Raw genomic sequence first — 26,988 nt, 5'->3', positions numbered from 1 at the left:
TTGCGCCGGCGAAGGGATGGCTCGATGTCGGAAACGCCCTTTCGCCGGGTCCTCGTCAAGCTCTCCGGCGAGGCTTTGGCCGCCCCCGACGGCTACTGGCTCCACCCTCCGACGCTCGCGGGGCTGGCCGAGGACATCGCCCGCACCATCGAGACGGGCATCGAGGTCGCCCTCGTCGTCGGCGGCGGCAACATGATCCGCGGGGCGCGCATCTCCCAGGCCGGCTTCATCGACCGGGCCACCGGCGATTCGCTGGGCATGATGGCCACCGTGATGAACTCGCTCGCCCTGGAGACGGCGCTCAACGCCGCCGGCGTCCAGGCCCGCACCATGTCGGCCGTCTCCATGCCGACAATCTGCGAGACCTACGCGCGCCAGCCCGCGCTCCACCACCTCGACAAGGGGCAGGTCGTGGTGCTCGCCGGCGGCACCGGCAACCCGTACTTCACCACCGACACGGCCGCCGTCCTGCGCGCGGCCGAACTGCGCTGCGACGCCGTGCTGAAGGCCACGCAAGTCGACGGCGTCTACTCGGCCGACCCCAAGCTGGACCCGAACGCCACCCGCTACGACCGCATCACCCACGACGAGGCGATCGCGCGCGACCTAAAGATCATGGACACGGCGGCCTTCGCGCTCGCCCGCGAGAGCCGGCTCTCGATCGTCGTCGGCTCGGTCCATCCCCCGAGTTCGATCGCCGCGATCCTGACCGGCGCTGCGCCCTCGACGCACGTGGTCCCCTGATATTCTGCCTGAGACGATGGTCCTGTCCGGAGCGGTTTGCGGCCTGCCCGGTTTTCGTCCATTGAGGCCACACGCAATCCGGCCCGTCGGGCCGGTCCGCTTCAAGAAAAGACCTGTCGGGATTCGTCAGACATGGCCACACCGGACTTCGACCTCGCCGACATCAAGCGCCGGATGCAGGGCGCCGTCGCCTCCCTCTCCAAGGACCTCGGCTCCCTGCGCACCGGTCGCGCCACGCCGAGCCTGCTCGACCCGATCCAGGTCGACGCCTACGGCTCGTCGATGCCGATGGCGCAGGTGGCCACCGTCAGCGTGCCGGAGCCGCGGCTCCTCTCCATATCGGTCTGGGACCGCTCCATGGTCACCGCCGTGGAGAAGGCGATCCGCGAATCCGACCTCGGCCTCAACCCCCAGACCGAGGGCCAGACCATCCGCCTGCGCATCCCCGAGATGAACGAGCAGCGCCGCAAGGAGATGGTCAAGGTCGCCCACAAGTACACGGAGGAGGCCCGCGTCGCCGTGCGCCACGTGCGCCGCGACGGGCTCGACCACCTCAAGAAGCTCCTCAAGGACAGCGCCATCTCGGAGGACGACGAGAAGCGCCAGGCGGCCGACGTGCAGAAGGCCACCGACCAGCACATCGGCGAGATCGACGGCGTGCTGGCCAACAAGGAGAAGGAGATCATGCAGGTCTAAGAGCCTGTTCGACATGCATGATCCCGCCCATCCCCCTCATCCTGAGGTGCGTCCACGCAGTGGAGGCCTCGAAGGAGGCCTCCGGAGGTCTCTGCGGTATCTGGAGAGCTCCTTCGAGACTGCTTCGCAGCACCTCAGGATGAGGGAGATGGACGGGATGAACCCTTCGATCCACCCGTCCCGTCGGCTGACGACCCATTTCGGAGGCCGAACGGGCTCCGAACCGGTGCGCCGGGTCGGGGGTACGATGCACGACGAGCGGATCGGCCCCGTCCGGCGGGCCGGCTGATGGCGGCCCCCGGCGAAGCCGCGGGTGCCGGCCGCAACCCCTTCGCGGGGCGCGAATTCGGCCTGCGCGTGGTCTCCGGCATCGTGCTGGCCGCCCTGGTCGTCGCGGCCCTGGTGCTCGGGGGCTGGCCCTTCGCGCTGATCTGGCTGGCTGCCGGCATCGTGGGGGCTGCCGAGTGGATCGGCATGAGCCGGACTGGGCCGCGCCGGCTGCTCGTTGCGATCGTCGCCGCGACGCTCCTGGGAACGGTGCTGTGCCTGCACGGGCGCGCGCCGCTCCTCGCCGGTCTCGCCATCCTCGGGGTCGGCGCCGTCCTCGTTCTCGTCCTTGCGCAGGGTGGGCCGGGACGGTTCAGGGCGCTCTGCGGCCTGCTCGGTGCCGCGGTGATCGCCCTGGTGCCGGTAGCCCTGCGCGACGCGCCGGAGATCGGCATCCTCGGCCCGGCCTGGATGTTCGCCGTGGTCTGGTCCACGGACGTGTGCGCCTATTTTTCCGGTCGCACGTTCGGCGGCCCCAAGCTGATGCCGGCGGTCTCGCCCAAGAAGACCTGGTCCGGCGCTGCAGGCGGGCTCGTCGGGGCGGTGGCGGCCGGGATCGGCATCGTCCTGCTCGCCCGCGCCCAGGGCTGGAGCCCGCTCGCGGACACGCCGCTGCCGGTGGTGGCGCTCGTCAGCGGCTTCGCCTCGATGCTGAGCCAGGGGGGCGATCTGTTCGAATCCGCCCTGAAGCGCCGCTACGGCGTCAAGGATTCCGGCAAGTCCATCCCGGGCCACGGCGGCGTCATGGACCGGCTCGACGGTTTTTTTGCTGTGGCCCTGCTCGCCGGCCTGTATCTGGTCCTGAACCGCCTCGGCGCGGTCTGAAGGAGTTCGTCGTGACCCTCACCGTCACAATCCTCGGGGCCACCGGCTCGATCGGCCGCTCGACCACCGACCTGCTGGCCCAGCATCCGGACCGCTTCCGCGTCGGCGCCCTGGTCGGCGGGCGGGACGCGGTGGCGCTCGCCAAACTCGCCCGCGAGATGGGCGCGCAGTTCGCCGCCCTGGCCGACGCGAGCGCAGGGCCGGCGCTCGCCGAGGCGCTGTCCGGCTCCGGCATCCCCAACGGGGCCGGCGAGTCGGCCGTGCTGGAGGCGGTGGCGCGCGACGCCGACATCGTGGTCGCGGCGGTGAGCGGGGCCGCCGGCCTCAAGCCGACCCACGCGGCGTTGCGGCTCGGGCGCACCGTGGCGCTCGCCAACAAGGAGAGCCTGGTCTGCGCCGGCGACGCCTTCATGCGGGACGCCGCCCGCTACAACGCCAAGCTCCTGCCCGTCGATTCCGAGCACAACGCGCTCGCCCAGGCGCTGGGCAACGGCCCGGTCTCGGATGTCGCCAAGATGACGATCACGGCGTCCGGCGGCCCGTTCCGCACCTGGACCCGTGAGCGGATCGCGGCCGCCTCGGCGACGGAGGCCGCCGCCCACCCGACCTGGTCGATGGGCATGAAGATCAACATCGATTCGGCCTCCCTGATGAACAAGGGGCTGGAGCTGATCGAGGCCCACCACCTCTTCGCCCTGGAGCCCGAGCGCCTCGACGTGATCGTGCACCCGCAATCGATCGTGCACGGCTTGGTCTACTGGCTGGACGGCGCCGTCACCGCCGGTCTCGCCATGCCCGACATGCGGGTGCCGATCGCCCATTGCCTCGGCCTCGGCGACCGGCTGACCATTGCCCGCGGCCGGCCTCTCGATCTGGCGGCCGCCGGCAGCCTCACCTTCGAGCCGGCCGACGAGGCCCGCTTTCCCTGCCTGCGCATCGCCCGCGCGGCGCTGGCCGACGGCGGCGCGGCGCCCACCGTGATGAACGCGGCCAACGAGATCGCGGTCGCCGCCTTCATCCGTGGCGCGATCCGGTTCTACGACATCGCCGACTTGGTCGAGCGGGCCTGCGAACACTTCGCCGCCCGCTACCGCACGGCGCCGGCCGACGTGGACGAGGCCCTGGCGATCGACGCTGAGGTTCGGGCCTGGAGCCTGGAGGCAACGCCGCGGATGCGCGCGGCGGGCTGATCGCCCATCGGTCCGGGCCGCGAGAGACGGCTCATCGCAGCTCGCCCCGGCGCTGCAGGTCGGCCGGGATCGCCGCCTTTGAGTCCGAGCCGGCGCAGCGCGAGGGCTTCTCCACGGGGGACAGGTTCCGCTACGCTCGCCGGAGCGTCTTCACTTGGCCCGCGCGCCGGGAGCCGTTGCCTGATGCCGCCCGCGAGAGGGCGGATCACACCATCTGCTTGCGGGCGAACAGCGCGCCGGCGAACAGGATCGCGGCACCGGCCGCGACCAGGCTGGTCATCAGGAGCCGGCGCGGCTGCGTCGAGGATTCGGCCATGACCGGCTGGACGATCGGGCTGAAGAACTCGATCTGCCGGGCGGCGATGATGCGGGCGCGCTCGTCGGCCGAGAGCACCTTGGCGTAGTATTTCTCCGCGTCCTTGCGGTCGTTGTCGAGGGCCTCGAAGCGCGTCAGCGCGTCGGAGAGCAGGCGCTTCTGCTCCGGATCGGAGCTGGCCGACTGACGCTCGATCCGGGCGATGTTGTCGTCGAGTTCCTTGATCTGCGCCTTCATGTCCTGAATCCGGCGGGATTCCGGACCGAGGTCGCGCTGGCCCAGGGTGAGCTGCACGGCGAGGTTGATGCGCGTGGCGCGCAGCTCGCCGACCACCTTCAGGTTCGTCTCGTTGGTCTTCTGGGCGTCGAGGATGCCGTCGCGGTTGCGCAGGTCGCGCACGGCCAGGCGGATCCTGGCCATCCGCTCCTCGGCGAGTTTCAGTTCGCGGTTGCTCTCGGCCACCGCGTCCTTGCGCGCGGCCATGCTGAGGTCGTTGACCATCCGCTCGGCCTCCTTGAGGACGGCCTGCGTGATCGCCAGCGACTCGGCCGGGTCGAAGGCGTTCACGGTCAGCGACATGATGCCCGATCCCGATTCGACGTCGATCGCGACCCGGTTGCGCCAGTACTTGAGCAGCTTCTCGATCGGCTTCTCGGGATCGAAGCGGGAGAAGTAGTCGATCTCGTCGCGGCTGAACCACGTCCGGATCGGGAGCTTGGATTGGATCACCTCCAGCATCGGCCGGCTGAGGACGTACTCGTAGGTGATGAGCGTGTCCTGGGCGACCATCTGGCTCGGCACGCCGGAATTGGTGCCGACCGAGTCCGGGCTGGCCTTCTCGGCGCCGCCCAGCGCCGGGCGGATGGCGAAGCGCGCTTCGGTGACGTAGCGGTCCGAGGCGACGAGGCCGAAATACGCGGCGCCGACCAGCGTCGGCAGCAGGAAGCAGAGCACGAACAGCACCGGCAGCCACGGGTCGCTCTTGACGTGGCTCTGGTAGGACCGGATGCCCTTCTTGCGGTCGACGAAGCGGGACACCCGCGCGATCTGGCGCAGGGACTCGGCGACCGCGTTCGAGCGGTCGGCGGTCGTGAGCGGCTGGCCCTGCGCTTTGCGGATCTCGACGTTCATGGGGCTCGCAGGGCTCGCAACGTGGTGTTCCGGGGCCTGTCGCGTGCAGGCGCGGTCCGATTCGTTCGCATGCGCCCGCGGCGAAACCATGTCCGCCGCACCCAAGCCTGCGGGCTTCAGGCGTTCAGGCGGCGATAGACCTCGATGGCGTCGTTCACGTCCTCGTAGATGATGGCCCGGCCGTTGATCAGGACGATGCCCTGCGTGCACCACTCCCGGATCACTTCCATCGAGTGGGAGACCATGATCACGTCGGCGTTCTTGCGCCGGTCGGCGAAGACCTCGGAGCACCGCTTCTGGAAGCGCGCGTCGCCCACCGCCGTCACCTCGTCGATGAGGTAGCAGTCGAAGGGGATCGCCATGCTCATGCCGAAGGCCAGCCGCGAACCCATGCCCGAGGAATAGGTCCGGATCGGCACGTCGAGGTAGCTGCCGAGTTCGGAGAAGTCCTCGACGTAGTCGAGCACGCGCTTGGGGTCCTCCCCGTAGATGCGGGCCACGAAGATGACGTTGTCGCGGCCGGTCATCTGGGGGTGGAAGCCGCCGCCGAATCCCAAAGGCCAGGAGACGCGCAGGCCGCGGGTGATCTTGCCGCTCGTCGCCTCCTCGGTGCCGCCGATCAGCCGCATGGTGGTCGACTTGCCGGCGCCGTTGATGCCGAGGATGCCGTAGCTGATGCCGGGCTTCAGGGTCAGCGAGACCCGCTCCAGGATGGTGCGGCGGTGGCCGTCCGTCCGGTAGATCTTGGTGACGTTGTCGAAGCGGATCACCGGGCGGGACTCCGGAGGGGCGGGTGTGATGCCGCCTCCTGCGGTCCGAAAGCGGCGAATCTGAGGATCGTCCCTCCGGCCGGGTTCGGCAGGGCTCAATCCACCGCCGGGGCGTGCATCTCCGCGTCGGTGAAGCGGCGCTGCTCCTCCATCACCAGGCCGGCAAGTTCCCGCTTGATCGCGTTGAAGTCGCCCGACGCCGTGTCCCGCGGGCGGGGCATCGCCACGGTGACGTCGCGCTTGATGCGGCCCGGCCGGTAGGTCATCACCAGGATGCGGTCGGCGAGGTAGATCGCCTCCTCGATCGAGTGCGTCACGAAGACGATGGTCTTTCGGTACTCGGACCAGATCCGCAGCAGCTCGTCCTGGAGGGTGCGCCGGGTCAGCGCGTCCAGCGCCCCGAAGGGCTCGTCCATCAGCATCACCGGAGGGTCCAGCGCCAGGATGCGGGCGATGGCGACCCGCTGGCGCATGCCGCCCGACAGGTCCTTCGGGTAGCGCTTGCGGAAGTCCGACAGGCCGAGCGTGGCCACGATGCGGTCGACGGTGACGGTCGCCTCCGCCTTGGGGATGCCCTTGATGTCGAGGCCGAAGCGGACGTTGTCCTCGACGCTCATCCACGGGAACAGGGCATATTCCTGGAAGACCATGCCCCGGTCCGGCCCCGGCGCCGTCACGGGTCGCCCGCCCACGGTGATCCGCCCGGAGGTCAGCGGCGTGAAGCCGGCCATCGCGTTGAGCAGGGTGGACTTGCCGCAGCCCGACGGCCCGAGGAGGCAGAGGAACTGCCCCTCCGGCACCGTCGTGGTGATGTCCTGGAGGGCCGCGACGCCCGTATCCCCGCTGCCGAACACCTTGCCGGCATCCGCGACCACGATCTCTGCCGACATGACGCGTTACCGTTCGAGGCCGCGGTGCCAGCGCAGCAGGTGGTCGTTGAAGCGGGACATCGCCCCGTCGATGATCAGGCCGAGGATGCCGATCGTCAGCATGCCGCCGATGATCTTGTCCGACCACATGTATTCCCGCGCCTCGAGGATGCGGTAACCGAGCCCGTCCGAGACCGCGATCATTTCGGCCACGATCACCACGATGAAGGCGGTGCCGATGCCGATCCGCATCCCGGCCAGCACGAAGGGGCTGGCCGCCGGCAGGATCACGCGGCGGAACATCGTCCAGGAATTGGCCCCCAGGTTCCGGGCGGCGCGGATGTAGATCGAGTCGACCTGCCGGACCCCGGCGATGGTGTTGACCAGGACGGGGAAGAAGGTGCCCAGCGCGATCAGGAACAGGGCCGGCGGGTTGCCCAGCCCGAACCAGACGATGGCGAGCGGGATATAGGCGATCGGCGGGATCGGCCGCAGCACCTGCAGCAAGGGGTTGAACAGGGCGTAGAGCCGGTCGCTGGTGCCGAGCACGAGGCCGGTTGGGACCGCGAGCCCCGCGCCGATGACGAAGCCGCTGAGCACGCGCGACAGGCTGGAGACGGTGTCGTGCGGCATCTCGCCGGAGAACATCCAGGCGAGGTAGCTCTCCGTGCCCGGCTGGTAGGGCAGCCCCGGCAGCAGGCCGGAGAACCATTTCACGGCCACCGCGGAGGGCGGCGGCAGCACGATCGGAGAGAACACCCCGGCCCGGCTGAGGATCTCCCACAGGATCAGCAGGCCGACCGGGACGATGGCACCGCGCAGGGACGAGAGGCGCATCAGTTGGTCTTCAGCTCGGCCTTCGCCTTGTCGAGCAGGTCGAGCTTCACCCACTCGGCGTCGCTCTTGGGGGGGGCGACCATCTTACCCAGGCCGTACTTGACCATGTAGTCGGTCGTGGTCTGCATGTGCCCGGCCGGCATGTCGTAGGTGTATTTCGCGTTGGCCATCCCATCGCGAAAGTCCTGGCTCGAGAGCTGGCCCTTGAACACGGTCTCGCGGACGTATTTCTCGGCCAGGGCCGGATCGTCGATGAACGCCTTGGTGGCGGCCACGAACAGCTTGAGGACGCGGGCGGCGACCTCCGGCCGCTCGTTGTACATCTTCTCGGTCATCACCAGGGGGCGCACCGGCACGCCGATGGGCGTGTCGTAGGGCTTGACCAGTTCGACGCCCCAGCCGGCGCTGATGGCCTGGGTCGATTGCGGCTCGCTCTGGCAGATCACGTCGATGTATTTCTGGGCCAGCGCCTGGTTCAGGTCGGCGTAGTTGTTGAAGTAGGTCAGCTGCACGTCCTTGCCCGGCCGCTCGGACCAGGTCATGCCGTGCTTGTCGAGTTCGGCGAGCAGCATCAGGTCCTGCGTGCCGCCGCGGACGGTGGCGACCTTCAGGCCCTTGATCTCGGCCACCGACGTGGCGGCGAGATCCGGCCGCTTGAGGATGCGCACGCCCCCGTTGGCGAAACCCGCCACCACGTAGAGCTTGACCCCGTTGCCGCGGGCGGCCACCGCCCCGTCGCCGCCCGAGGCCGCGATGTCGATCTGGTCCACCGCCATGGCCGGATAGATGTCTGCGCCCTTGGCGAACTGCCGCTCGTCGATCTTGAGGCCGAACTTCGGGGCAATCTCCTTCAGGTAGGAGATGGCGCCGTAATGGGCGAACTTGAGATTTCCTAAGCGCACCACGTCATCGGCGCGGGCCGCGGTGGCGGCGAGCGCGAGCAGGGCGGCAGTGGCGACGGCGCGCTTGAACATCGGGTTCCTCCGGGTCGCAGAGTTCGGGTCGCAGGTCGTGCCGCCTGCCTCGACCCGTCCGAAAAACGGTTGCTGCGCCATTGACTAAGCAAGGAGGCACGGGGAAGTAAAGCGCGGCCCGTGGACGAATTCCGTGCATCTGAAACGGATGAAACCCTTCGCAGGCGCGTGCTCGGCGACCAGGATCCCGGCTCGCCGCAGTGAAGAGGGGAACACCATGCGCGTCGGCTTCATAGGTCTCGGCCAGATGGGCCGGCCCATCGCCCTCAACCTGCGCAGGAGCGGCGCGACCGTGCTGGCCGCCGACACCCGCGCCGCCTCGCTCGCCGGCCTCGAAGAGGCGGGGCTCGTGGCGACGACCGACTTCGCCCGGCTCGGCGACGTGGACGTCCTGTTCCTCTGCCTGCCGGACGGGGACGTGGTGGAATCCGTCCTTCTCGGCGAAGAGGGCCTCGCCAGGCTGCTGCCCGCGGGGCGCACGATCGTGGATCTCAGCACCGTCGCCTACAAGCAGGCGGTCGCCATCGGCCGGTCCCTGGAGGCGCGGGCCTTGCGCTTCCTCGACGCGCCGGTCTCGGGGGCGCCCGCCCGCGCCATCGACGGGACGCTGACCGTCATGTGCGGCGGCGATCCGGCGACCTTCGCGCAGGTGCGCCCCCTCCTCGACTGTATCGGCACGACGATCCTGCACATGGGGGCCTCCGGCAGCGGCCAGCTCACCAAGACGATCAACAACATCCTCTACGACATCAACATCGCGGCGCTGGCCGAGGTGCTGCCGATGGCCGTGCGCATGGGGCTCGACCCGGCCCTGATCGGCTCGGTCGTCACCACGGGCACGGGCCGGAGCTTTGCCGCGGACTACTTCGTGCCCCGCATCCTGGCCGGGCGCTTCGACGAGGGATACCCGATGGCGCTGGCCTACAAGGACCTCGTCAGCGGCGCCGGCGTCTCGGCCGAGCACGGCATCCCCATGCCGGTGCTGGCGGCCGCCACCGCCACCTACCAGACCGCCCTGCGCAAGGGCCACGGCGCCAGGGACAAGGGCGCGATGATCCTGCCCTTCGAGGAGATGCTCGGGGTGGCGTTCCGCGCGGCGGCCGAGGCGGAGGAGGGCGAAGCCTGACCGGCCCGGCCGGACGTTAAGGCCGCGCTAACCATGCACCGGGCAATTCTTGCCGGGTCCGCCTGTCGCGGGCGGGGGTGCGCAGGGCATGAGCGAGACGGCGACCGTGCCGGGGCAGGCGAGCGCGCCCGCCTCCTATGCCGGGTTCTCGATCCCCACCCGCGCGAGCTTCCAGGCGCTGTCCAAGCGCTCGGACCTGTTCTTCGCCACCGCCGTCATGGGCATCCTGGCGGTCCTGATCTTCCCGCTGCCCTCGGTCCTGCTCGACCTGCTGCTGGCGGTCTCGATCATCATGTCCGTGCTGATCATGATGGTCGGCCTGTTCATCGACAACCCGCTCGAATTCACCGTCTTCCCGACGCTGCTGCTGATCGCGACCATGCTGCGGCTGGCGCTGAACCTCGCCTCGACGCGGCTGATCCTCGGCCACGGCCACGAGGGCACGGCGGCGGCCGGCCACGTGATCGAGGCCTTCGGCAACTTCGTGATGGGAGGCAACTTCGTCATCGGGATCATCGTCTTCGCGATCCTGATCATCGTGAACTTCGTCGTCATCACCAAGGGCTCGGGGCGCATCGCGGAGGTGGCCGCCCGCTTCACCCTCGACGCCATGCCCGGCAAGCAGATGGCCATCGACGCCGACCTCTCCGCCGGCCTGATCGACGAGAAGGCGGCCAAGGCCCGGCGCGCGGCCCTGGAGGAGGAATCCTCGTTCTTCGGCGCCATGGACGGCGCCTCGAAGTTCGTGCGCGGGGACGCGGTGGCGGCCCTGCTGATCACCTTCATCAACGTGGTCGGCGGCATCATCATCGGGGTGGCGCAGCAGGGCATGGGCTTCGGCGCAGCGGCCAAGAGCTACACCCTGCTCACCATCGGCGACGGCCTGGCCTCCCAGGTGCCGGCGCTCATCGTCTCGACGGCGGCCGGCATCCTGGTGTCGAAGGCGGGCGTGCGCGGCTCGGCCGACAAGGCCCTCGGCAAGCAGCTCGCCAACTACCCCAAGGCGCTCGGCATGTCGTCCGGCGTCATGGTGCTGATCGCGCTGCTGCCCGGCATGCCCATGCTGCCGTTCCTGGCGCTGGCCGGCGCCTCCGGCTACGCGGCCTGGCGGGCCGCCAAGACCGCGCGTGAGGCCCCGCCGTTGGACGCGAAGGGCGAGCCGATGGATGCGGCCGCCGTCGCCGCCGCGGCGAAGGAGAAGGAGGAGACGGTCACCGACCTCCTCAAGCTCGACGACCTCAAGCTGGAGATGGGCTACGCCCTCCTGGCGCTGGTCAACGGCGAAGGGCAGGACCGGCTCACCGACCAGATCAAGGCCCTGCGCCGCCAGCTCGCGGCCGAACTCGGCTTCGTGATGCCCTCCGTGCGCATCCTCGACAACGTCCAGCTCGACGCCAACGCCTACGTGGTGCGCGTCAAGGAGATCGAAGCCGGCACCGGCCGCATCTTCCCCGGACAGTTCATGGCGATGGACCCGATGGGCGGGCAGGTGCAGCTCCCCGGCCAGCACATGCTGGAGCCGACCTTCGGCCTGCCCGCGACCTGGATCGACGCCGCCCTGCGCGACCAGGCCCAGCTCAAGGGCTACACGGTGGTCGATGCCGCCACCGTGGTCTCGACGCACCTCACCGAGATCATCAAGGCGCACGTCTCCGAGCTCCTCAACCACGTCGAGGTGCAGAAGCTCATGCGCGAACTGCCCAAGGAGCACGGCGACCTGCTCAAGGAGGTGAGCCCGAGCCTGATCTCCACCACGGGCATCCAGCGGGTGCTGCAGTTCCTGCTGGCAGAACGGGTCTCGATCCGCGACCTCGGCGCCATCGTCGAGGGCATCGCGGAGGTGGCGGGCTCGGTCAAGAACCCGCGCGACGTGGTCGAGCACGTCCGCGCGCGGCTCGGCCGCCAGATCTGCGCACAGTACCAGGGGCCGGACGGGATGCTGCCCATCGTCACCCTGTCGCCGGCCTGGGAGCAGGCCTTCATGGAATCGATCGTCGGCGAGCGCGAGGAGCGCTATCTCGCGATGCAGCCCTCCAAGCTCGGCGAGTTCGTCAACGCGGTCCGCGACCGCTTCGAGGCCGCCGCGCGCCAGGGCGAGATGCCGGTGCTCGTCACCTCGGCCCAATCGCGGCCTTTCGTGCGCTCGATCATCGAGCGCTTCCGCCGGGAGACCCCTGTCATCAGCCAGGCCGAGATCCACCCGCGGGCGCGGCTGCGGACGCTGGGATCGGTCTGACCGGACTTTTCCTCCAGGCGAGACGAAGCATGGATCAGCGGGCGGCGTTCGCGTCCGCTCCGGTCCGCCGGTCCTGCATCAGCTTGGCGGCCGAGGCCGCGCTCGGCGGCAGGCCATCGGCCGCGCCGGGAACCACACCCGCCGCGGTCGTGCGGCTGACCCGATGCCCGTCGCGGTCGCGGTCGCGGTTCATCGCGTAGCTTGCGTTCAGGCCGGCATAGAAACCGGTGAAGTCCTCGGCCCGCGGCGCGGAAGCGCCGAGCACGAGCAGGATTGCGAACGGCAGGGCGGCGCGACGCATGGGGCTCCTGGCGGTCCGGGATCGGACGGGTGCCACGACGAAAAACGGCGGCCCCTCGGGGACCGCCGTATCGAGATCACGCTGGGAACGCGGCGGAAGCGAGGCCGCCGGGTTCACGACCGAGGATCAATCCTCGACGTTGATGCTCTGTGCCTCGCGGCCCTTCTGGCCATCGACCACCGCGAGGGTGACCGGCTGGCCCTCGGCCAAAGAGTCCAGGCCGGCCCGCGACAGAGCGGAGCGGTGCACGAACACGTCCTTGCCGCCGTCGTTGACCGACACGAAGCCGAAGCCCTTGGCCGGATCGTACCACTTCACGGTGCCCGACATCTCGACCGAGGGGCCGGATGCGAAGCGGCCACCACCACCACCGCCGCCGCCAGCGCCGGCACCATACCCGCCGCCGCCACCGCCGCCGTAGCTGCCGCCGCCACCACCGTAGCCGCCAGCGGCGCTGCCGCCGCCGTACCCGCCGCCCGCTGCACCGAAGCCGCCGGTGCGAGGCGGACGCATCTCGCGCCGGGGCGGAGCCGCCTCGGCCGTCGAGGTGTCGACGCTTGTGACGTTCGTGACCTGCGGACCCTTCTGGCCCTGCGCGGTCTGGACCGTCAGCCGGGTGCCCGGCATCAGGTCGGCATGGCCCGCGGCCTCGACGGCGCGGATGTGGAGGAAGGCATCGCCCGAACCGTCGCCGAGTTCGACGAAGCCGAAGCCCTTCTCCTTGTTGAACCACTTCACCGTGGCATCACGCTCCGGCCCCGTGGGCACCGGCGCCGCACCCCGCGGCGCACCGCGGTCGAAGCCACCGCCGCCACCGCCGTACCCGCCGCTGGCGCCACCACCACCACCACCGAAGCCGCCGCCACCGTAACCGCCGCTCGGGGGTGCCTGATCCGGCCATCTCGGCTCGGCACCGTCATCGAAGCCGCGCTTCTGCGGCCCCCTGAAATCACGACCACGTCCCATCGAAAAGCTCGCCAAAAACCCGTCCGCCGCCCACGTCTCGAATACCGCGTGCGCGCCATCCCAGACAGCCCACGCCCCGCACTATCATTGCTCTCGGTCGCGGTAACCAAGAACAACGCCTCAGTCCTGACGCAATCGGGGCTTGACTGCAAGGTCCTTGTTGCACGACAGGCTTCTGTCCAGTCACTTTCCGTCGCCGTCGGGGCTGTCCTTCGACGGCGCCGGAGGCCGTGTCACGCCTCTGCGCCGGCAACGGATCAGGCGCCCGCCGGCGTTAGGGAAGCGCAAAGGCCGGCGGCCTAGGCTGCGCGGGCCCCCTCACGGGCCAGGCTCGTTCCAGCCCCCGATGATCGCGACCCCGACCTTCCCGGACTTCTCGGCCCTCGTGGTGGACGAGAGCCTGTACATCCGCCGCATCGTCCGCGACATGCTGATGCGCGTCGGGATCAAGCGCGTGCTGGAGGCGCCGGACGGGGCCGAGGCGCTGGGCGTCCTGGCCGAGAGCAAGCCCGACCTCACCATCATCGACTGGGACCTCGCGATCCTCTCCGGCGAGGAGTTCATCCGGCTGGCGCGCACGCCCACCACCTCGCCCTGCCCGACGATCCCGATCATCCTGATGCTCGCCCAGCCCCGCCGCAACGTAGTCGACCGCGCGGTCTCGCTCGGCGTCAACGAGATCATCGCCAAGCCGTTCTCGCCCAAGACCCTGTGGTCGCGCCTGGACGAGGTGATCAACCGGCCCCGCCCCTACGGGCAGGTGAAGAGCCTCCTGCGCCCGACCCCGCGCGCCGCGAGCCTCGGCAAGGCCCTGGGCTGAATCGCGATTTTTTCCGAGACCTGACGCCCGCGCCGCGCGATGATGCCCCCGGTCGTCTCGCTGCGGGGGAGGGGGGCATGACGGAGTCCGGGACGAGCCGGGATGCCGACACGGTCACGGCGCAGGACGCGCTGGCGATCGCGGTGCGGGCGCACCGCTCGGGCGACGTGGCCATGGCCGAGGCGGTCTACGGCCGCATCCTCGAGGCCGCCCCGGATTTCGCGGCCGCGCTGCATTTCTACGGCATCCTGCACCACCAGACGAACCGGTCCCTGGAGGCCGTCCGCCTGATCCGGCGCGCCATCGCGATCGAGCCCGACGATCCGAGCATGCACAACAACCTCGGCAACGTGCTGTTCGAACTCGACCGGCCGGATCTCGCCCTCAAGGCCTACGAGACGGCCATCGCCCTCCAACCGGAGAACACCGACGCCCGCAACAACCTCGGCGTGAGCTTGCGGGCCCTGCGCCGGGTGGACGAGGCCGAGGCGGTCTACCGGGAGGCGGTGGCCCTCGATCCGACGTACCGCGAGGCCTGGGACAATCTCGGCCGCCTGCTGGCCGGGCGCGGGCGGATCGAGGCGGCGATCGCCTGTCACGCCAGGGCGTTGGAACTGGAGCCGCGCAACGCGGTCACGCGCCGCTACCTCGTGGCCGCCTACGCGGCGACCAACGAGACCGGACGTGCGCTGACCATCCTGCGCGACTGGCTCCGCGACGAGCCCGACAGTCCCGCGGCCCGGCATCTCCTCGCCGCGATCTCCGGCGAGGGCGTCCCCGACCGGGCGAGCGACCGCTACGTGGAGAGCCTCTTCGACGGCTTCGCGGCGAGCTTCGACCACAAGCTCGCCCGCCTGGACTACCGCGCCCCGGAGCACGTGGCGACCGCCGTCGCCGCGGCCTACGAGCGGCCAGCCGCCGACCTCGCCATCCTCGATGCCGGCTGCGGCACGGGCCTGTGCGGACCGGCGCTCCGCCCCTTCGCCCACCGCCTCGTCGGCGTCGACCTCTCGGGCAGGATGCTGGAGAAGGCCGGGCAGCGGGGCAGCTACGACCGGCTCGACCGGGCCGAACTCACCCTCCACCTGCAAGGCTCTCCACGGACCTACGACCTCGTCGTGTCGGCCGACACCCTCTGCTATTTCGGGCCGCTGGAGCCGGTCTTCGCGGCCGTGCGCACGGCGCTCCTGCCGGGGGGCCGCTTCGTCTTCAGCGTCGAGGCGGAGGCCGGCGTGGACACGTTCCGGCTCCATGGCCACGGGCGCTACGGCCACGCCCGCGCCTACGTCGAGCGGGCGGCCGGGCAGGCGGGCCTGCGGATCGAGGCGATCGTGCCGGCCACGCTGCGCATGGAGCGCGGCGAGCCCGTCCACGGCCTCGTGGCGACGCTCCGGGCGGAGTGACCGGACCGGCCCGCCGTAGCCCACCGGCCGTGAACAAAAAATCCAGACGTTGCAGTTCCCTGGCGACCCTGTAGGTTCGATCGGGAATGATGGCCGGGCCGTTGGCCGGGGTCAGTGGACGAGGATTTACGGCACCGCCGATGAGGGACGAGAGCGCCGCAGCCGCGCCGGAACGCCCCGTATCCGGCGCAGGCATTCTCCTGAAGACCCCGGCCGCGTCCGAGCGCTCCGGGCGACGCAACGCCTACGCGGCCCTCGATCTCGGCACCAACAATTGCCGCCTGCTGATCGCCGAGCCCGCCTCCCACGGCTTCCGCGTCATCGACGCCTTCTCGCGGATCGTGCGGCTCGGCGAGGGCCTGGGCAACGCGGACCGCCTCAGCGAGGCCGCGATCGAGCGGACCGTCGAGGCCCTGCGCGTCTGCCGGTCCAAGATGCAGGCCCGCGGCGTGCGCCGGGCCAAGATCATCGCCACGGAGGCCTGCCGCCTCGCGGTGAACGGGGCCGCCTTCGTGGACCGGGTGCGGGCCGAGGTGGGCCTCGACCTGGAGATCGTCGACCGGCAGACCGAGGCCTACCTCGCCGTCACCGGCTGCGCGGCGCTGGCCGACCCGCAGGCCGAGTCGGTGGTGATCTTCGACATCGGCGGCGGCTCCACCGAGATCGCCTGGCTGGACGGGGAGGCCACGAACCCCTCAACCGACCCGACCCTGCGCATCCGCGCCTGGGATTCCCTGCCCGTCGGCGTGGTCACGCTGGCCGAGCGGCACGGGGGCGCCGAGGTCACGCGGATGATGTTCGAGGGCATGGTCGCGGAGGTGTCCGAACTGCTGGCCGCCTTCGCCATCCGGGCGGCGGCCGCGGCCACCGCACCGTATTTCCACCTGCTCGGGACCTCCGGCACGGTCACGACCATCGCGGCCATGCACCTGCGGCTGGTGCGCTACGAGCGGCGCCGGGTCGACGGGCTCTGGATGAGCGACGATTCGGTGACGGCCGCCATCGACGACCTCCTGGACACCCGCCTCGACCAGCGGGCCGACAACCCCTGCATCGGGCGCGACCGGGCCGACCTGGTGCTCGCCGGCTGCGCCATCCTGGAGGCGATCCGCCGGGCCTTCCCGTCCGAGCGCATGCGGATCGCCGACCGGGGCCTGCGCGAGGGGCTCCTGATGAACATGATGCGCGAGGACGGCGTCTGGCGCCGCGGGGGCTACCGGTGAGCGACAGGCGCGGCGGAGCCGGGTCCACGGGCGGCGTCCGGGGCGACCTCAAGCAGCGGGTCAAGACCGGGCGCGGGCGCACCCTGTCCCAGAAGCGCTGGCTGGAGCGGCAGCTCAACGACCCCTACGTGGCCCGGGCCAAGCGCGAGGGCTATCGCTCGCGGGCGGCCTACAAGCTGATCGAGATCGACGAGCGCCACAAGATCCTCAAGCCCGGCCAGCGCATCGTGGACCTCGGCGCGGCGCCTGGCGGCTGGTCCCAGGTCGCGGCGCGCACCGTGGGCGAGACCGGCCGCATCGTCGGCATCGACCTCCTCGAGATCGAGCCGATGCCGGGCGTCGAGTTCATCACCCTCGACTTCCTCGATCCGGACGCGCCCGGCCGCCTGACCGACCTGCTCGGCGGCCCGGCCGACCTCGTCCTGTCGGACATGGCCGCCAACACAACCGGCCACAAGAAGACCGACCACCTGCGCATCATCGGCCTGGCCGAGACCGCCGCCGAGTTCGCCCGCGAGATCCTGGCGCCGGGCGGCGCCTACCTCGCCAAGGTGTTCCAGGGGGGCACCGAGGGGATGCTGCTGGCCGACCTCAAGCGCGACTTCTCGGCCGTCCGCCACGTCAAGCCCTCCGCCAGCCGGGCCGATTCGAGCGAACTCTACGTGCTCGCCACCGGCTATCGCGGCGCGCCGGGCGACGCCTCGGCCGTGGACCAGGCCTGAACCGGGCGCACTCCGGCCATGCTGCTCGCATGGCTGCTGTCGCTCGCCACGCGCGCGCCGCTGCGCCATCGCCGCCTCGGCTACGTGCGCGAGAGCGTGCTGCTGTTCTCGCGCTCCCGCCGCTGCCGGCGCGCCTGGGACTGGAAGGTCGCGCCCTTCGGCGAGGAGTCCCGGCACCATCGCCTGATCCACCGCGTCCACGGCTACCCCGATCTCGCCGCCGCCCGTCGTTCCGCATGGGCCGCCTGAACGCGGGCGCGGCCCGCACGCGAGGGGGCACACCGCAAAAATTTCCTCTATGAGGAGCCCGGACGTGCCGCCCCGATTTCCGAGGGACCGGGCTCGCGCGAGGACGAGAAAACCGGCCGATGGAAACCCCCACCGATCTCTGGCTCGCCGCGAGCATCGTGGTGATCTCGCTCCTGCTCTCGGCCTTCTTCGCCGGCGCCGAGACCGCCTTCACCGCGGCCTCGCGGGCGCGGATGCATTCCCTGGAGCAGGCGGGCGACCCGCGGGCGGCGATCGTCAACCGCATCCTGGCGATCCGCGAGCGCTTCATCGGCGCCATGCTGATCGGCTACAACATCGTGGCGATCGGGGCCTCGGCCTTCACGGCCAGCGTGCTCACGGCGCTGGTCGGCAAGAGCGGGGTGATCTACGCGACGGTCGGCATGTCGGTGCTGGTCATCGTCTTCGCCGAAGTGCTCCCCAAGACGCTCGCCATCTCGAAGCCGGACAAGGCCGCCCTGCTCATGGCCCGGCCCGTGGCCTTCGCGGTCGCGGTCATGGGCCCGCTGGCCATCGCCATCGAGGGCGTGGTGCGGCTGATGCTGCGCCCCTTCGGCGTCACCATCGGCGAGCACCAGTCGATCCTCTCGGCCACGGAGGAGATCCGCGGGCAGGTGGCCCTGCTCCACCGGGAAGGGGGGGTGGCCAAGGCCGAGCGCGACATGCTCGGCGGCCTCCTCGACCTTTCGGACCTGACCGTCTCGGAGGTGATGGTCCACCGCACCAAGATGCGGATCATCGACGCCGACCTGCCCTCCGAGGAGATCGTGCGCGAGGTCCTGGCCTCGCCCTATACCCGCATGCCCCTCTGGCGCGGCACGCCCGAGAACATCGTCGGCGTGCTGCACGCCAAGGACCTCCTGCGGGCCCTGGACGCGGCCGGCGGGGACGCCTCCGGCCTGAAGGTCGAGGCCCTGGCGCTGGAGACCTGGTTCGTGCCCGACACCACGTCGCTGCGCGACCAGCTGAAGGCCTTCCTGACCAAGAAGACCCACTTCGCCCTCGTCGTCGACGAGTACGGGGAGGTGATGGGCCTCGTCACCCTGGAGGACATCTTGGAGGAGATCGTCGGCGACATCGCCGACGAGCACGACGTGACGGTCTCGGGCGTGCGCCCGCAGGCCGACGGCTCGGTGAACGCGGACGGCGGCGTGCCCATCCGCGACCTCAACCGGGCGATGGACTGGAACCTGCCGGACGAGGAGGCCACCACCATCGCCGGCCTCGTCATCCACGAGGCCCGCGCCATCCCCGACCAGGGAACCGCCTTCAACTTCCACGGCTTCCGCTTCCAGGTGCTGCGCAAGGCCAAGAACCGGATCACGACCTTGCGGATCACGCCGCTGGCATCTCCGGCCGGCGGGATACGGACGCCGGAGTGAAGCGCTGCCGTATCCCCTGCCGTGGTGTCGTCGCATTGCCGTAACGACAGCCTTAGGTTGGACGAATTTTATATTTGCCGCCCGTTTGTTTCCGGTGTGCAGGCTTTGTTATCTTCGGCAGGGTATAGATCGTTCCTGCACGCGGCTTTGTCCGTGAGGGAGCGGCGCCGGACTTCCGGCACCATGGAGAGGTCGAGGGGGGCATCGGGGAAATAGATGCGTCTCGATCCGGCGACCCTGCTTCTGGCGTGCTTCGTGACGACCTTCCTGGTCGGCACGATGTTCGTCCTGTCGTGGTCGCAGGCCAGGACCTCGCGTGCCCTGGCGATCTGGGGCGTCGCGCATCTCACCGGCTCGCTGGCCTCCGGCGGTCTGGCGTTGCGCGGAATCATCCCCGACATCCTCTCGATCGGGCTCGCCAACGCGGTGATGCTCGCCGCCTACGGCCTGATCTGGAGCGGCATGCGCGCCTTCGAGGGGCGGCCGCTTCGGCTGCCGCTCGCCCTGGCGGGCGGCCTGGTCTGGGCCCTCCTCTGTTGCGTACCGGCATTCTACGGGTCCCAGACGGCACGCGTGATCGTCGCCTCGACCCTGGCGGGCGCCTATTGCACGGCCGCTTCCGTCGAGGTCTGGCGCGGACGGGCGGAGGTGCTGGTCTCGCGCTACCCCGCCACCGTCCTGCTCGCGACCTATGCCGGATTCTACTTCGTGCGGATTCCGATGGCCGTGCTCGCGCCGCCGGCTCCCGGCGCCGACCCGCTGGCCTCGCCCTGGCTCAGCGTGCTCTGCCTCGCCGGCATGCTCTTCACCCTGGCCATCGCCTTCACCTTCATGGCGCTCACCAAGGAGCGCGCCGAGCGCGAGCAGCGGATCGCCGCCTCGACCGACCCGCTCACGGGCGCCGCCAACCGCCGGGCCTTCGTCGCCGGTGCCGAAGCCCTCCTCCAGGCGGGCGGCCCGGCCGCGATGCTCGTCTTCGACCTCGACAACTTCAAGGCCATCAACGACACCTACGGCCACGCGGTGGGCGACGGCGTCCTCGTCGGCTTCTGCAGCCTCGCGACCACCCTGCTTCCGCCCGGCACGGTGCTGGGGCGGCTCGGCGGCGAGGAGTTCGCCTGCCTGCTGTCGGATCGGACGCCCGAGGCCGCGCGCGCGCAGGCCGAGCGGATCCGGGGCGCCTTCGCAACCCTCGCGATCCCCGAACTGCCGCACCTGCGCCTCTCGGTCAGCGTCGGGATCGCGGCCAGCCGGGCGTATCGGGGCGATTTCGACGGCCTCATGCGGGACGCCGACGCGGCCCTCTACCGGGCCAAGCGCAACGGCCGGGACCGGATCGAACTCGCCGAGCCGGCCGCGCGTCGGGCGGCTTGACGCCCGAGCGTCCGGAGCCGGGCCCTGACGCTCCAGCCGGCCCGCCCGTCGCGGGAGCGTGTTGCATTGCACACTTCGTGCTCCTATCCCTCCGCGGGAACGGCGCAGGGCGCCGTGCCACGAAGAGTCCGCGCGCGATGATTCCCGACAAGCTCTCCCTGCCGAAGGACAAGATCCGCGTCCTGCTCCTCGAAGGCATCAACGACAGCGCCGTCTCGCTGATGCAGGCGGCCGGCTACACCAACCTCGTGCGCCTGCCCAAGGCCCTCGACCGCGCGGCCCTGCACGAGGCCCTGGCCGGCATCCACATCCTCGGCATCCGCTCGCGCACCCAGCTCGATGCGGCCGCCCTCGACGCCGCCGACCGGCTGCTCGCCGTCGGCTGCTTCTCGGTCGGCACCAATCAGGTCGACCTGGAGGCGGCCCGCCACCGCGGCGTGCCGGTCTTCAACGCGCCCTTCTCCAACACCCGCTCGGTGGCCGAACTCGTCATCGGCGAGATCGTGATGCTGCTGCGGCGCATCGTGCCGCGCTCGGTCGGGGCCCATGCCGGCCTCTGGGACAAGTCGGCGGTGGGCTCCCTGGAGGTGCGCGGCAAGACGCTGGGCATCGTGGGCTACGGCAACATCGGCTCGCAGCTCTCGACGCTGGCCGAGTCGATGGGCATGCGGGTCGTCTACTACGACCAGACCGACAAGCTGCGCCACGGCAACACCGAGCCGACCGAGACGCTCGGCGACTTGCTGGCCCAGAGCGACGTGGTCTCCCTGCACGTCCCCGAGACGGCGGCTACCGCCAACATGATCGGGCCGGCCGAGATCCGCGCGATGAAGCCGGGCAGCTTCCTCATCAACAACGCCCGCGGGACGGTGGTGGACCTCGACGCCCTGGCGGCCGCCCTGCGCGACGGCCACCTGCGCGGGGCGGCCGTCGACGTCTTCCCCGTGGAGCCGGGCTCGAACCAGGAGCGCTTCGTCTCGCCGCTCCAGGGGTTGGAGAACGTCATCCTCACCCCGCATGTCGGCGGCTCCACCGAGGAGGCGCAGGAGCGCATCGGCGCGGAGGTGGCGCGCAAGCTCGTCGACTATTCCGACATCGGCTCCACGGTCGGCGCCGTGAACTTCCCGCAGGTCCAGTTGCCGGCGCGGCCGACCGGGACGCGGTTCATCCACGTCCAGCGCAACCTGCCGGGTATGCTCGGGCGCCTCAACGAGGTCTTCGCCCGGCGGGCGATCAACATCGCCGCGCAGTTCTACCAGACGGACGGCGAAGTCGGTTACGTGGTGCTGGAGACGGACGCCAACGACACGGACGCCGAGGCCCTGCTCGGCGAGATCCGCGCGATCGAAGGCACCATCCGGGCGCGGCTGCTCTACGAGCGCCGCTGACGGGCCGATCGCCCGCACGGCATCGACCGGTCCCGGCCACGGGCCGGGACCGGCGCGGAGGACCTGTCAGCCGAGGGCGCGGGCGGCCGCGGCCATCTTCCTGACGGACGCGTCGACCGCGTCGGCGGCCAGGACGATTCCTTCCATGTTCCCGCGCACCAGCCCGACGCTGCTGGCGGCCGTCTGCATGTTCGAGGACATGTCGCGGGTCACGGCGGCCTGCTCGGTTACGGCCGACGAGACGCTCAGCGAGATCTGGCTGAGCTGCCCGATCGTCCGCGCGATGTCCTCGATCGCCCCGACGGCCTTGGCCGTCGCGTCCTGCACGGCACCGATCTGGGTTCCGATCTCCTCGGTCGCCCGCGAGGATTGGGTCGCCAGGGCCTTCACCTCCGCGGCCACGACGGCGAAGCCCCGTCCGGCCTGACCGGCGCGCGCCGCCTCGATCGTGGCGTTGAGCGCCAGGAGGTTGGTCTGGTCGGCGATCGAGCGGATCAGCGTCACGGCCTCGCCGATCCGGTCGGCGGCCGCCGTCAGGCCCAAGACGATCGCGCCCGCCTCCTCGGCGCGGCGCACGGCGTCGTCCGAGGCGCCCTGGGCTTCCGTGGCGTGGCGGCTGAGTTCCTCGATGGAGGCGGCGAACTCCTCGGAACCGGCCGCGACGGCCTGGACGTTGCCCGAGGTCTGGGCCGCGCTCTCTGAAGTGATCTGCGCCTGCCGGTTGACGTCCGACATCGCGTGGGTGATCGCCTCGATGTCGGCGAAGATGGCGCGCTGTCCTTCGATCCGGGCCAGCCTGGCGGCGACCTCCTTCGTCACGTCGGTGGCGAACTTCACGACGGCGCAGGTTTTTCCGTCGAGGTCGAGCACGGGGTTGTAGGCACCCAGAATCCAGACTTCCCGGCCCTGCTTGTCCAGCCGCCGGAACTCTCCGGCCTGATAGCGGCCCTCGGCCAGCGCGCGCCAGAAGGCGGCGTAGGCCGGATCGTCCCGGTCCGCCGGGGGCATGAACATGCCGTGGTGGCGGCCGCGGACCTCGTCGAGGCGATAGCCCATCGTCTTCAGGAAGTTCTCGTTGGCATCGGTGACGGTGCCGTCCAGGGCGAAGTGGACCACGGCCTGGGAGCGATTCAGCGCCGCGATCTGGCCTTCGTAGGTGGCGTCGCGCAGTTTCCGGGCGGTGATGTCGGTCGCGAACTTCACCACCTTCACCAGCCTGCCGCCGCGATCGGCCACCGGATTGTAGGAGGCCTGAATCCAGATGGTCCGGCCGGACTTGCCGACCCGCTTGAATTCCCGGGCCTGGAACCGTCCCTGACGCAACTCGTCCCAGAACGTGCGGTAGGCCTCGCTCTCCCGCTCGGCCTGCGGGACCAGCATGCCGTGAGGCTTCCCCCGGATCTCGTCCATCGCGTATCCGACGACGTCGAGGAACGTCTGGTTCGCGAACGTGATGGTGCTGTCCATGCCGAACTCGATCCGGCCCTGGGACCGGTCGAGGGCTTCGAGCACCGGGTCGCGGCGGGGTGACAGGAAGTGCATGGCGTATGGTTCCGGAGCGGGCCTCTTGCCATGAGACTTTTGATGCCGGGTGATTAACGGACTGACATCTCGCCGGCGATTACTGGAATTCTCCATCAAAATCCCGTGAAACCAGCGCAATATGCCGCAGTCACCAGACTTTCCTCCGTTCTCGCAGATTGTATTATCAATAATTGCAACAAATGGTTGTATGCCGTGACAGATATTCATCCGTACCGCCGTCGGCCCATGATCCTCTCGTGCCGTACGACGATCACTCGCGTGCGCGAAGCCGGAAGCCGCATCGCCACGCGATCGAACGGCTCTCGTATCCGGTGTGCCGCCGGCCCTCACCGTGGGCTCTCGAAGTGATTGACCGGGGCGGCGCGAACTCTCAGAGAGGCGGCCCGACCGGCCTCCGAGGGACTTGTGCATGGACGACCCGGCCCGCATCGACCGTCTCGAGATGCGCCTGACCGAGCAGGACGCCACGATCGAGGACCTGAGCCGGACCGCGACCGAGCAATGGCAGGCGATCGACCGGCTGACCCGGCAGGTGGAGGCACTCAGCGAGCAGTTGGAGGCGGCCGGCGAGCGCGGAACCCAACGCGGGCCCGAGCCTCCCCCGCCGCATTACTGAAGGGTCCGCGCCCGCGGGCCGACCCGGTCTCCTCCGCCCGAGCCGCGGGGCGAGACGGTCAGTGATCCCCGCCGAGATAGGCCGCGCGCACGGCCGGGTCGTTCTTGAGCTGTGCGGCCGGCCCCTGGAAGCGGATGCGGCCGTTCTCCAGGACGTAGGCGTGGTCGGCGACGCCGAGGGCGGCCATGGCGAACTGCTCCACCAGCAGCATCGTCACCTGCTCCTCCTTGAGCTGGCGGATGATGCGGAAGACTTCCTCCACCAGCTTCGGGGCCAGTCCCATCGAGGGCTCGTCCAGCAGCAGGATCTCCGGGCGCAGCATCAGCGCCCGGCCCATGGCCAGCATCTGCTGCTCGCCGCCCGACAGGGTGCCCGCGAGCTGCGTGCGCCGCTCCTTGAGGCGCGGGAACAGCACGAAGGCCCGCTCCCGGTCGGCGGCCACGTCCCCCTTCGGCCGCGAGCCGGTGAGCCGCGGGAAGGCGCCCAGCGTCAGGTTGTCCTCCACGCTGAGCGTCGGGAACACCCGCCGCCCCTCGGGCGAGTGGGCCAGCCCCGCACGGGCCACGTCGTGGCTGTCGAGGCCGCCGATCTCGCGGCCGGCGAGCTTGATCGAGCCCGAGCGCGGCTGGATCATGCCCGAGAGCGCCCGCATCGTCGTGGTCTTGCCGGCCCCGTTGGAACCGATGAGCGTGACGACCTGGCCCTTGGGGACGGTGAAGGAGAGGCCGTGCAGGACCTCGATCTGGCCGTAGCCGGCCGACAGGTTGGTGACCTCAAGCATGGACGGGCTGCCCCTCGGTCTCGGCGGGGCTGCCGAGATAGGCCTCGATCACCTTCGGGTCCTGCTGGACCTCGCGGGCGCCGCCCTCCGCGATCTTGTGGCCGAAATCCAGCACGCTGACCCGGTCGCACAGGCCCATCACCACGTCCATGTGGTGCTCGATGAGGATCACGGTGATGCCGGCATCGCGGATCTTGCGGATGATCGCGGTCAGGTCCGCGATGTCGGGGGCCGTCAGGCCGGCGGCCGGCTCGTCGAGCAGCAGCAGGACGGGGTCGAGCGCCAGGGCGCGACCGATCTCCAGCAGGCGCTGCTTGCCGTAGGGCAGGTTGCGCGCCTCGACCTGGGCCAGGCTCGCCAGCCCCATGAAGTCCAGGATCGCCATGGCGCGGGTGCGGGCCTCGCGCTCCTCACGCCGGCGCCGGGGCGTGCCGAGGATCGCGTCCACGATGGTGCCGTGGAAGGCGTGGTGGAGGCCGACCAGCACGTTCTCGAGCGCCGTCATCTCGCGGAAGAGCTGAACGTTCTGGAAGGTGCGGGCGACGCCGGCCAGCGCGATCTCCGAGGGCGTCCGGCCGTCCAGGCGCCTAGCCTGCCCGCCGGCCGTCGCCAGCGTCACGGAGCCGGCGGTGGGTTTGTAGATGCCGGTGAGCACGTTCATCATCGTGCTCTTGCCCGAGCCGTTGGGCCCGATCAGCCCGTGGATCGTGCCCGGCCGCACGGCGAGGTCGACGCCGGCCAGCGCCTTCAGGCCGCCGAACTGCATCAGGGCCTGGTCCACCGTCAGCAGGGGCTCGGTGCCGGCCGCCCGGCCGCGCTGGGCGATCAGGGCCGCGCCCTCGGCCTGCACGGTCCGCCCCTCGGCGGTGTGGGCGGGACGCAGGGCCGGGATCTTGTCGCGCAGGAAGCCGACGATGCCGTCGGGCAGGTAGTAGACCACGAACAGGATCATCAGGCCGAAGACGGTGAGCCGGAAGTCCGTGACCGATTGCAGGGCGAGCGTTGCCGGGAAGAACAGGATACACAGCACCACCGGCACCAGGATCGCGTAGCGGTTGTCCTGCTTGCGGATGAACGCCAGGGCGCCGACGACCAGGGCGACCGCGGCGATGATCCCGGCCATGATCCGCACCAGCTCGATGTCGGCCAGGATGTTGGGCATCATCACGATGATGGCCGAGCCGATCAGCGGGCCGGCGCGCGACTTGCGCCCGCCCATGGTGACGGCGAGCAGGAACAGCACCGTGAGTTCGAAGCCGTAGGAGTTCGGGGCGACGTAGCGCTCCGACCAGGCGAACAGGGCGCCGGCCAGCCCCGCGAGGGCGGCCGAGACCACGAAGGCGTAGACCTTGTAGCGGTAGACGCTGACGCCCATGCAGTCGCAGGCGATGGGGCTGTCGCGCAGGGCCTCGAAGGCGCGCCCGAAGGGCGAGCGAACCACCCGGTTCACCACCAGGATGGTCAGCAGCAGGGCGGCGCAGACGAGGTAGTAGAATTCGAGCTTGCGGCCCGCCGCCCCCCAGGGCGGGGTGATGCCGAACATCGCGAAGTCGATGACGCGGGCCGGCGGCAGGGTGATGCCGAGCGGCCCGTTGGTGATCGGCGTCAGCTCGTTGATGAAGATCTGGATGATGGTGCCGAAGGCCAGCGTCACCATCGCGAGGTAGGGGCCCGTGACCCGCAGCGCCGGCACCGCCAGCAACAGGCCGAAGACGGAGGTGAAGCCGATGCCGGCCAGCAGCCCGGCCCAGATGCCGAGCTTGAACTTCAGGAACAGGATCGCGGCCGCATAGGCCCCGACGCCGAACAGCCCGGCATGGCCGAGGCTGACCTGGCCGGTATAACCGACCACGATGTCCAGCCCGAGGATCAGGATCGCGTAGATCGCGATCACGATCAGCAGGTGCACGTAGTAGCTGCTCGTGATCACGTGCGGGAAGGCCGCGAGGAAGACCACGAGCAGGATCGCGCCCAGGGCGCCGACGTGGCGGGAGAAGCCGGGGGTGGCCGCCGGGGCGACCGTCGGCGCGAGCGTGGATTGCGCCATGTCAGGACCTCGTGGGAGCGGGCGGGATCAAGGATGTCGGATTCGAAGCGCAACACGTCCTTCCCTCCCCCCTCTGCGGGGGAGGGTGGCC

25 protein-coding genes are annotated in these 26,988 nt (G+C 70.2%); 15 read left to right on the top strand and 10 right to left on the bottom strand.

The features are described 5' to 3' along the window. Nucleotides 1-24 precede the first annotated feature (24 nt). From pyrH to dxr, 4 genes are all read left to right on the top strand, one after another. Nucleotides 25-744 (top strand): UMP kinase, encoded by a 720-nt coding sequence (gene pyrH / locus COGEMETH_RS03125; protein ID WP_238181167.1) that lies wholly within the window; start codon nt 25-27, stop codon nt 742-744. A 132-nt stretch (nt 745-876) separates the two neighbouring features. After that, entirely contained in the window at nt 877-1,440 is a 564-nt protein-coding gene (gene frr / locus COGEMETH_RS03120; protein WP_238181166.1) for a ribosome recycling factor, read from the top strand. A gap of 288 nt (nt 1,441-1,728) precedes the next feature. Then, complete coding sequence (locus COGEMETH_RS03115; protein ID WP_238181165.1) at nt 1,729-2,592, top strand: phosphatidate cytidylyltransferase; 864 nt, start codon at nt 1,729-1,731, stop codon at nt 2,590-2,592. 11 nt (nt 2,593-2,603) lie between these two features. Then, nucleotides 2,604-3,782, top strand: coding sequence for a 1-deoxy-D-xylulose-5-phosphate reductoisomerase (gene dxr / locus COGEMETH_RS03110; RefSeq protein WP_238181164.1), 1,179 nt, complete (start codon nt 2,604-2,606; stop codon nt 3,780-3,782). 205 nt (nt 3,783-3,987) lie between these two features. Here the strand turns inward: dxr and COGEMETH_RS03105 are convergent, their stop codons facing one another. From COGEMETH_RS03105 to COGEMETH_RS03085, 5 genes are all read right to left on the bottom strand, one after another. Continuing rightward, nucleotides 3,988-5,229 carry a KpsE/RkpR family capsule polysaccharide export protein gene (locus COGEMETH_RS03105; RefSeq protein WP_238181163.1) on the bottom strand — a complete coding sequence of 414 codons (1,242 nt, stop codon included), beginning with the start codon at nt 5,227-5,229 and terminating at the stop codon, nt 3,988-3,990. 116 nt (nt 5,230-5,345) lie between these two features. Further along, on the bottom strand, nt 5,346-5,999 hold the full coding sequence (locus COGEMETH_RS03100; RefSeq protein ID WP_238181162.1) for an ABC transporter ATP-binding protein: 654 nt from the start codon (nt 5,997-5,999) through the stop codon (nt 5,346-5,348). Nucleotides 6,000-6,094: 95 nt separating this feature from the next. After that, the gene (locus COGEMETH_RS03095; RefSeq protein ID WP_238181161.1) at nt 6,095-6,889 is read right to left on the bottom strand and encodes an ABC transporter ATP-binding protein; all 795 of its coding nucleotides are present in this window, start codon (nt 6,887-6,889) and stop codon (nt 6,095-6,097) included. Between the two features lie 6 nt (nt 6,890-6,895). Then, a complete protein-coding gene (locus COGEMETH_RS03090; protein ID WP_238181160.1) occupies nt 6,896-7,705 on the bottom strand; it encodes an ABC transporter permease in 810 nt (269 codons plus the stop codon). Beyond that, nucleotides 7,705-8,679: an ABC transporter substrate-binding protein gene (locus COGEMETH_RS03085; RefSeq protein WP_238181159.1), complete on the bottom strand. Its 975-nt coding sequence runs from the start codon at nt 8,677-8,679 to the stop codon at nt 7,705-7,707. The genes COGEMETH_RS03090 and COGEMETH_RS03085 overlap by 1 nt, the downstream gene beginning before the upstream one ends. Nucleotides 8,680-8,896: 217 nt before the next feature. Here COGEMETH_RS03085 and COGEMETH_RS03080 point away from each other — a divergent pair, with 217 nt between their 5' ends. Both COGEMETH_RS03080 and flhA read left to right on the top strand, forming a co-directional pair. After that, on the top strand, nt 8,897-9,805 hold the full coding sequence (locus COGEMETH_RS03080; RefSeq protein WP_238181158.1) for an NAD(P)-dependent oxidoreductase: 909 nt from the start codon (nt 8,897-8,899) through the stop codon (nt 9,803-9,805). A gap of 88 nt (nt 9,806-9,893) precedes the next feature. After that, complete coding sequence (flhA, locus tag COGEMETH_RS03075; RefSeq protein WP_238181157.1) at nt 9,894-12,041, top strand: flagellar biosynthesis protein FlhA; 2,148 nt, start codon at nt 9,894-9,896, stop codon at nt 12,039-12,041. Between the two features lie 34 nt (nt 12,042-12,075). Here flhA and COGEMETH_RS03070 read toward each other — a convergent pair whose 3' ends face one another. Both COGEMETH_RS03070 and COGEMETH_RS25550 read right to left on the bottom strand, forming a co-directional pair. Then, on the bottom strand, nt 12,076-12,342 hold the full coding sequence (locus COGEMETH_RS03070; RefSeq protein ID WP_238181156.1) for a hypothetical protein: 267 nt from the start codon (nt 12,340-12,342) through the stop codon (nt 12,076-12,078). A 126-nt stretch (nt 12,343-12,468) separates the two neighbouring features. Beyond that, nucleotides 12,469-13,308, bottom strand: a complete 840-nt coding sequence (locus COGEMETH_RS25550) for a cold-shock protein (RefSeq protein ID WP_283214951.1) — start codon at nt 13,306-13,308, stop codon at nt 12,469-12,471. 346 nt (nt 13,309-13,654) lie between these two features. Here COGEMETH_RS25550 and COGEMETH_RS03055 point away from each other — a divergent pair, with 346 nt between their 5' ends. From COGEMETH_RS03055 to serA, 8 genes are all read left to right on the top strand, one after another. Further along, nucleotides 13,655-14,128: a response regulator gene (locus COGEMETH_RS03055; protein WP_238181155.1), complete on the top strand. Its 474-nt coding sequence runs from the start codon at nt 13,655-13,657 to the stop codon at nt 14,126-14,128. Nucleotides 14,129-14,205: 77 nt separating this feature from the next. Further along, nucleotides 14,206-15,531, top strand: a complete 1,326-nt coding sequence (locus COGEMETH_RS03050) for a tetratricopeptide repeat protein (RefSeq protein WP_238181154.1) — start codon at nt 14,206-14,208, stop codon at nt 15,529-15,531. A gap of 140 nt (nt 15,532-15,671) precedes the next feature. Beyond that, nucleotides 15,672-16,754 (top strand): Ppx/GppA phosphatase family protein, encoded by a 1,083-nt coding sequence (locus COGEMETH_RS03045; RefSeq protein ID WP_238181153.1) that lies wholly within the window; start codon nt 15,672-15,674, stop codon nt 16,752-16,754. Continuing rightward, the gene (locus COGEMETH_RS03040; RefSeq protein ID WP_238181152.1) at nt 16,751-17,476 is read left to right on the top strand and encodes an RlmE family RNA methyltransferase; all 726 of its coding nucleotides are present in this window, start codon (nt 16,751-16,753) and stop codon (nt 17,474-17,476) included. Before COGEMETH_RS03045 ends, COGEMETH_RS03040 begins: the two co-directional genes overlap by 4 nt. Before the next feature lie 18 nt (nt 17,477-17,494). After that, nucleotides 17,495-17,725 (top strand): hypothetical protein, encoded by a 231-nt coding sequence (locus COGEMETH_RS03035; protein WP_238181151.1) that lies wholly within the window; start codon nt 17,495-17,497, stop codon nt 17,723-17,725. Between the two features lie 119 nt (nt 17,726-17,844). Further along, complete coding sequence (locus tag COGEMETH_RS03030) at nt 17,845-19,146, top strand: HlyC/CorC family transporter (protein ID WP_238181150.1); 1,302 nt, start codon at nt 17,845-17,847, stop codon at nt 19,144-19,146. A gap of 216 nt (nt 19,147-19,362) precedes the next feature. Next, nucleotides 19,363-20,520, top strand: coding sequence for a GGDEF domain-containing protein (locus COGEMETH_RS03025; protein ID WP_238181149.1), 1,158 nt, complete (start codon nt 19,363-19,365; stop codon nt 20,518-20,520). A gap of 137 nt (nt 20,521-20,657) precedes the next feature. Then, nucleotides 20,658-21,908 (top strand): phosphoglycerate dehydrogenase, encoded by a 1,251-nt coding sequence (gene serA, locus COGEMETH_RS03020; protein WP_238181148.1) that lies wholly within the window; start codon nt 20,658-20,660, stop codon nt 21,906-21,908. Between the two features lie 66 nt (nt 21,909-21,974). Here the strand turns inward: serA and COGEMETH_RS03015 are convergent, their stop codons facing one another. Next, a complete protein-coding gene (locus tag COGEMETH_RS03015) occupies nt 21,975-23,450 on the bottom strand; it encodes a methyl-accepting chemotaxis protein (RefSeq protein ID WP_238181147.1) in 1,476 nt (491 codons plus the stop codon). A gap of 412 nt (nt 23,451-23,862) precedes the next feature. On the opposite strand from COGEMETH_RS03015, the gene COGEMETH_RS03010 reads away from it, so the two are divergent. Continuing rightward, entirely contained in the window at nt 23,863-24,069 is a 207-nt protein-coding gene (locus COGEMETH_RS03010) for a SlyX family protein (RefSeq protein ID WP_238181146.1), read from the top strand. Between the two features lie 58 nt (nt 24,070-24,127). Here COGEMETH_RS03010 and COGEMETH_RS03005 read toward each other — a convergent pair whose 3' ends face one another. Both COGEMETH_RS03005 and COGEMETH_RS03000 read right to left on the bottom strand, forming a co-directional pair. Further along, nucleotides 24,128-24,850 carry an ABC transporter ATP-binding protein gene (locus tag COGEMETH_RS03005; protein ID WP_238181145.1) on the bottom strand — a complete coding sequence of 241 codons (723 nt, stop codon included), beginning with the start codon at nt 24,848-24,850 and terminating at the stop codon, nt 24,128-24,130. Further along, nucleotides 24,843-26,897 carry a branched-chain amino acid ABC transporter ATP-binding protein/permease gene (locus COGEMETH_RS03000; protein WP_238181144.1) on the bottom strand — a complete coding sequence of 685 codons (2,055 nt, stop codon included), beginning with the start codon at nt 26,895-26,897 and terminating at the stop codon, nt 24,843-24,845. The genes COGEMETH_RS03005 and COGEMETH_RS03000 overlap by 8 nt, the downstream gene beginning before the upstream one ends. Nucleotides 26,898-26,988 lie beyond the last annotated feature (91 nt).

This window comes from Methylobacterium trifolii, assembly GCF_022179685.1.
GTDB classification, from domain to species: domain Bacteria; phylum Pseudomonadota; class Alphaproteobacteria; order Rhizobiales; family Beijerinckiaceae; genus Methylobacterium; species Methylobacterium trifolii.
Note: the sequence above shows the minus strand (reverse complement) of the source record. Positions and strands in the feature narration are given on the sequence as shown.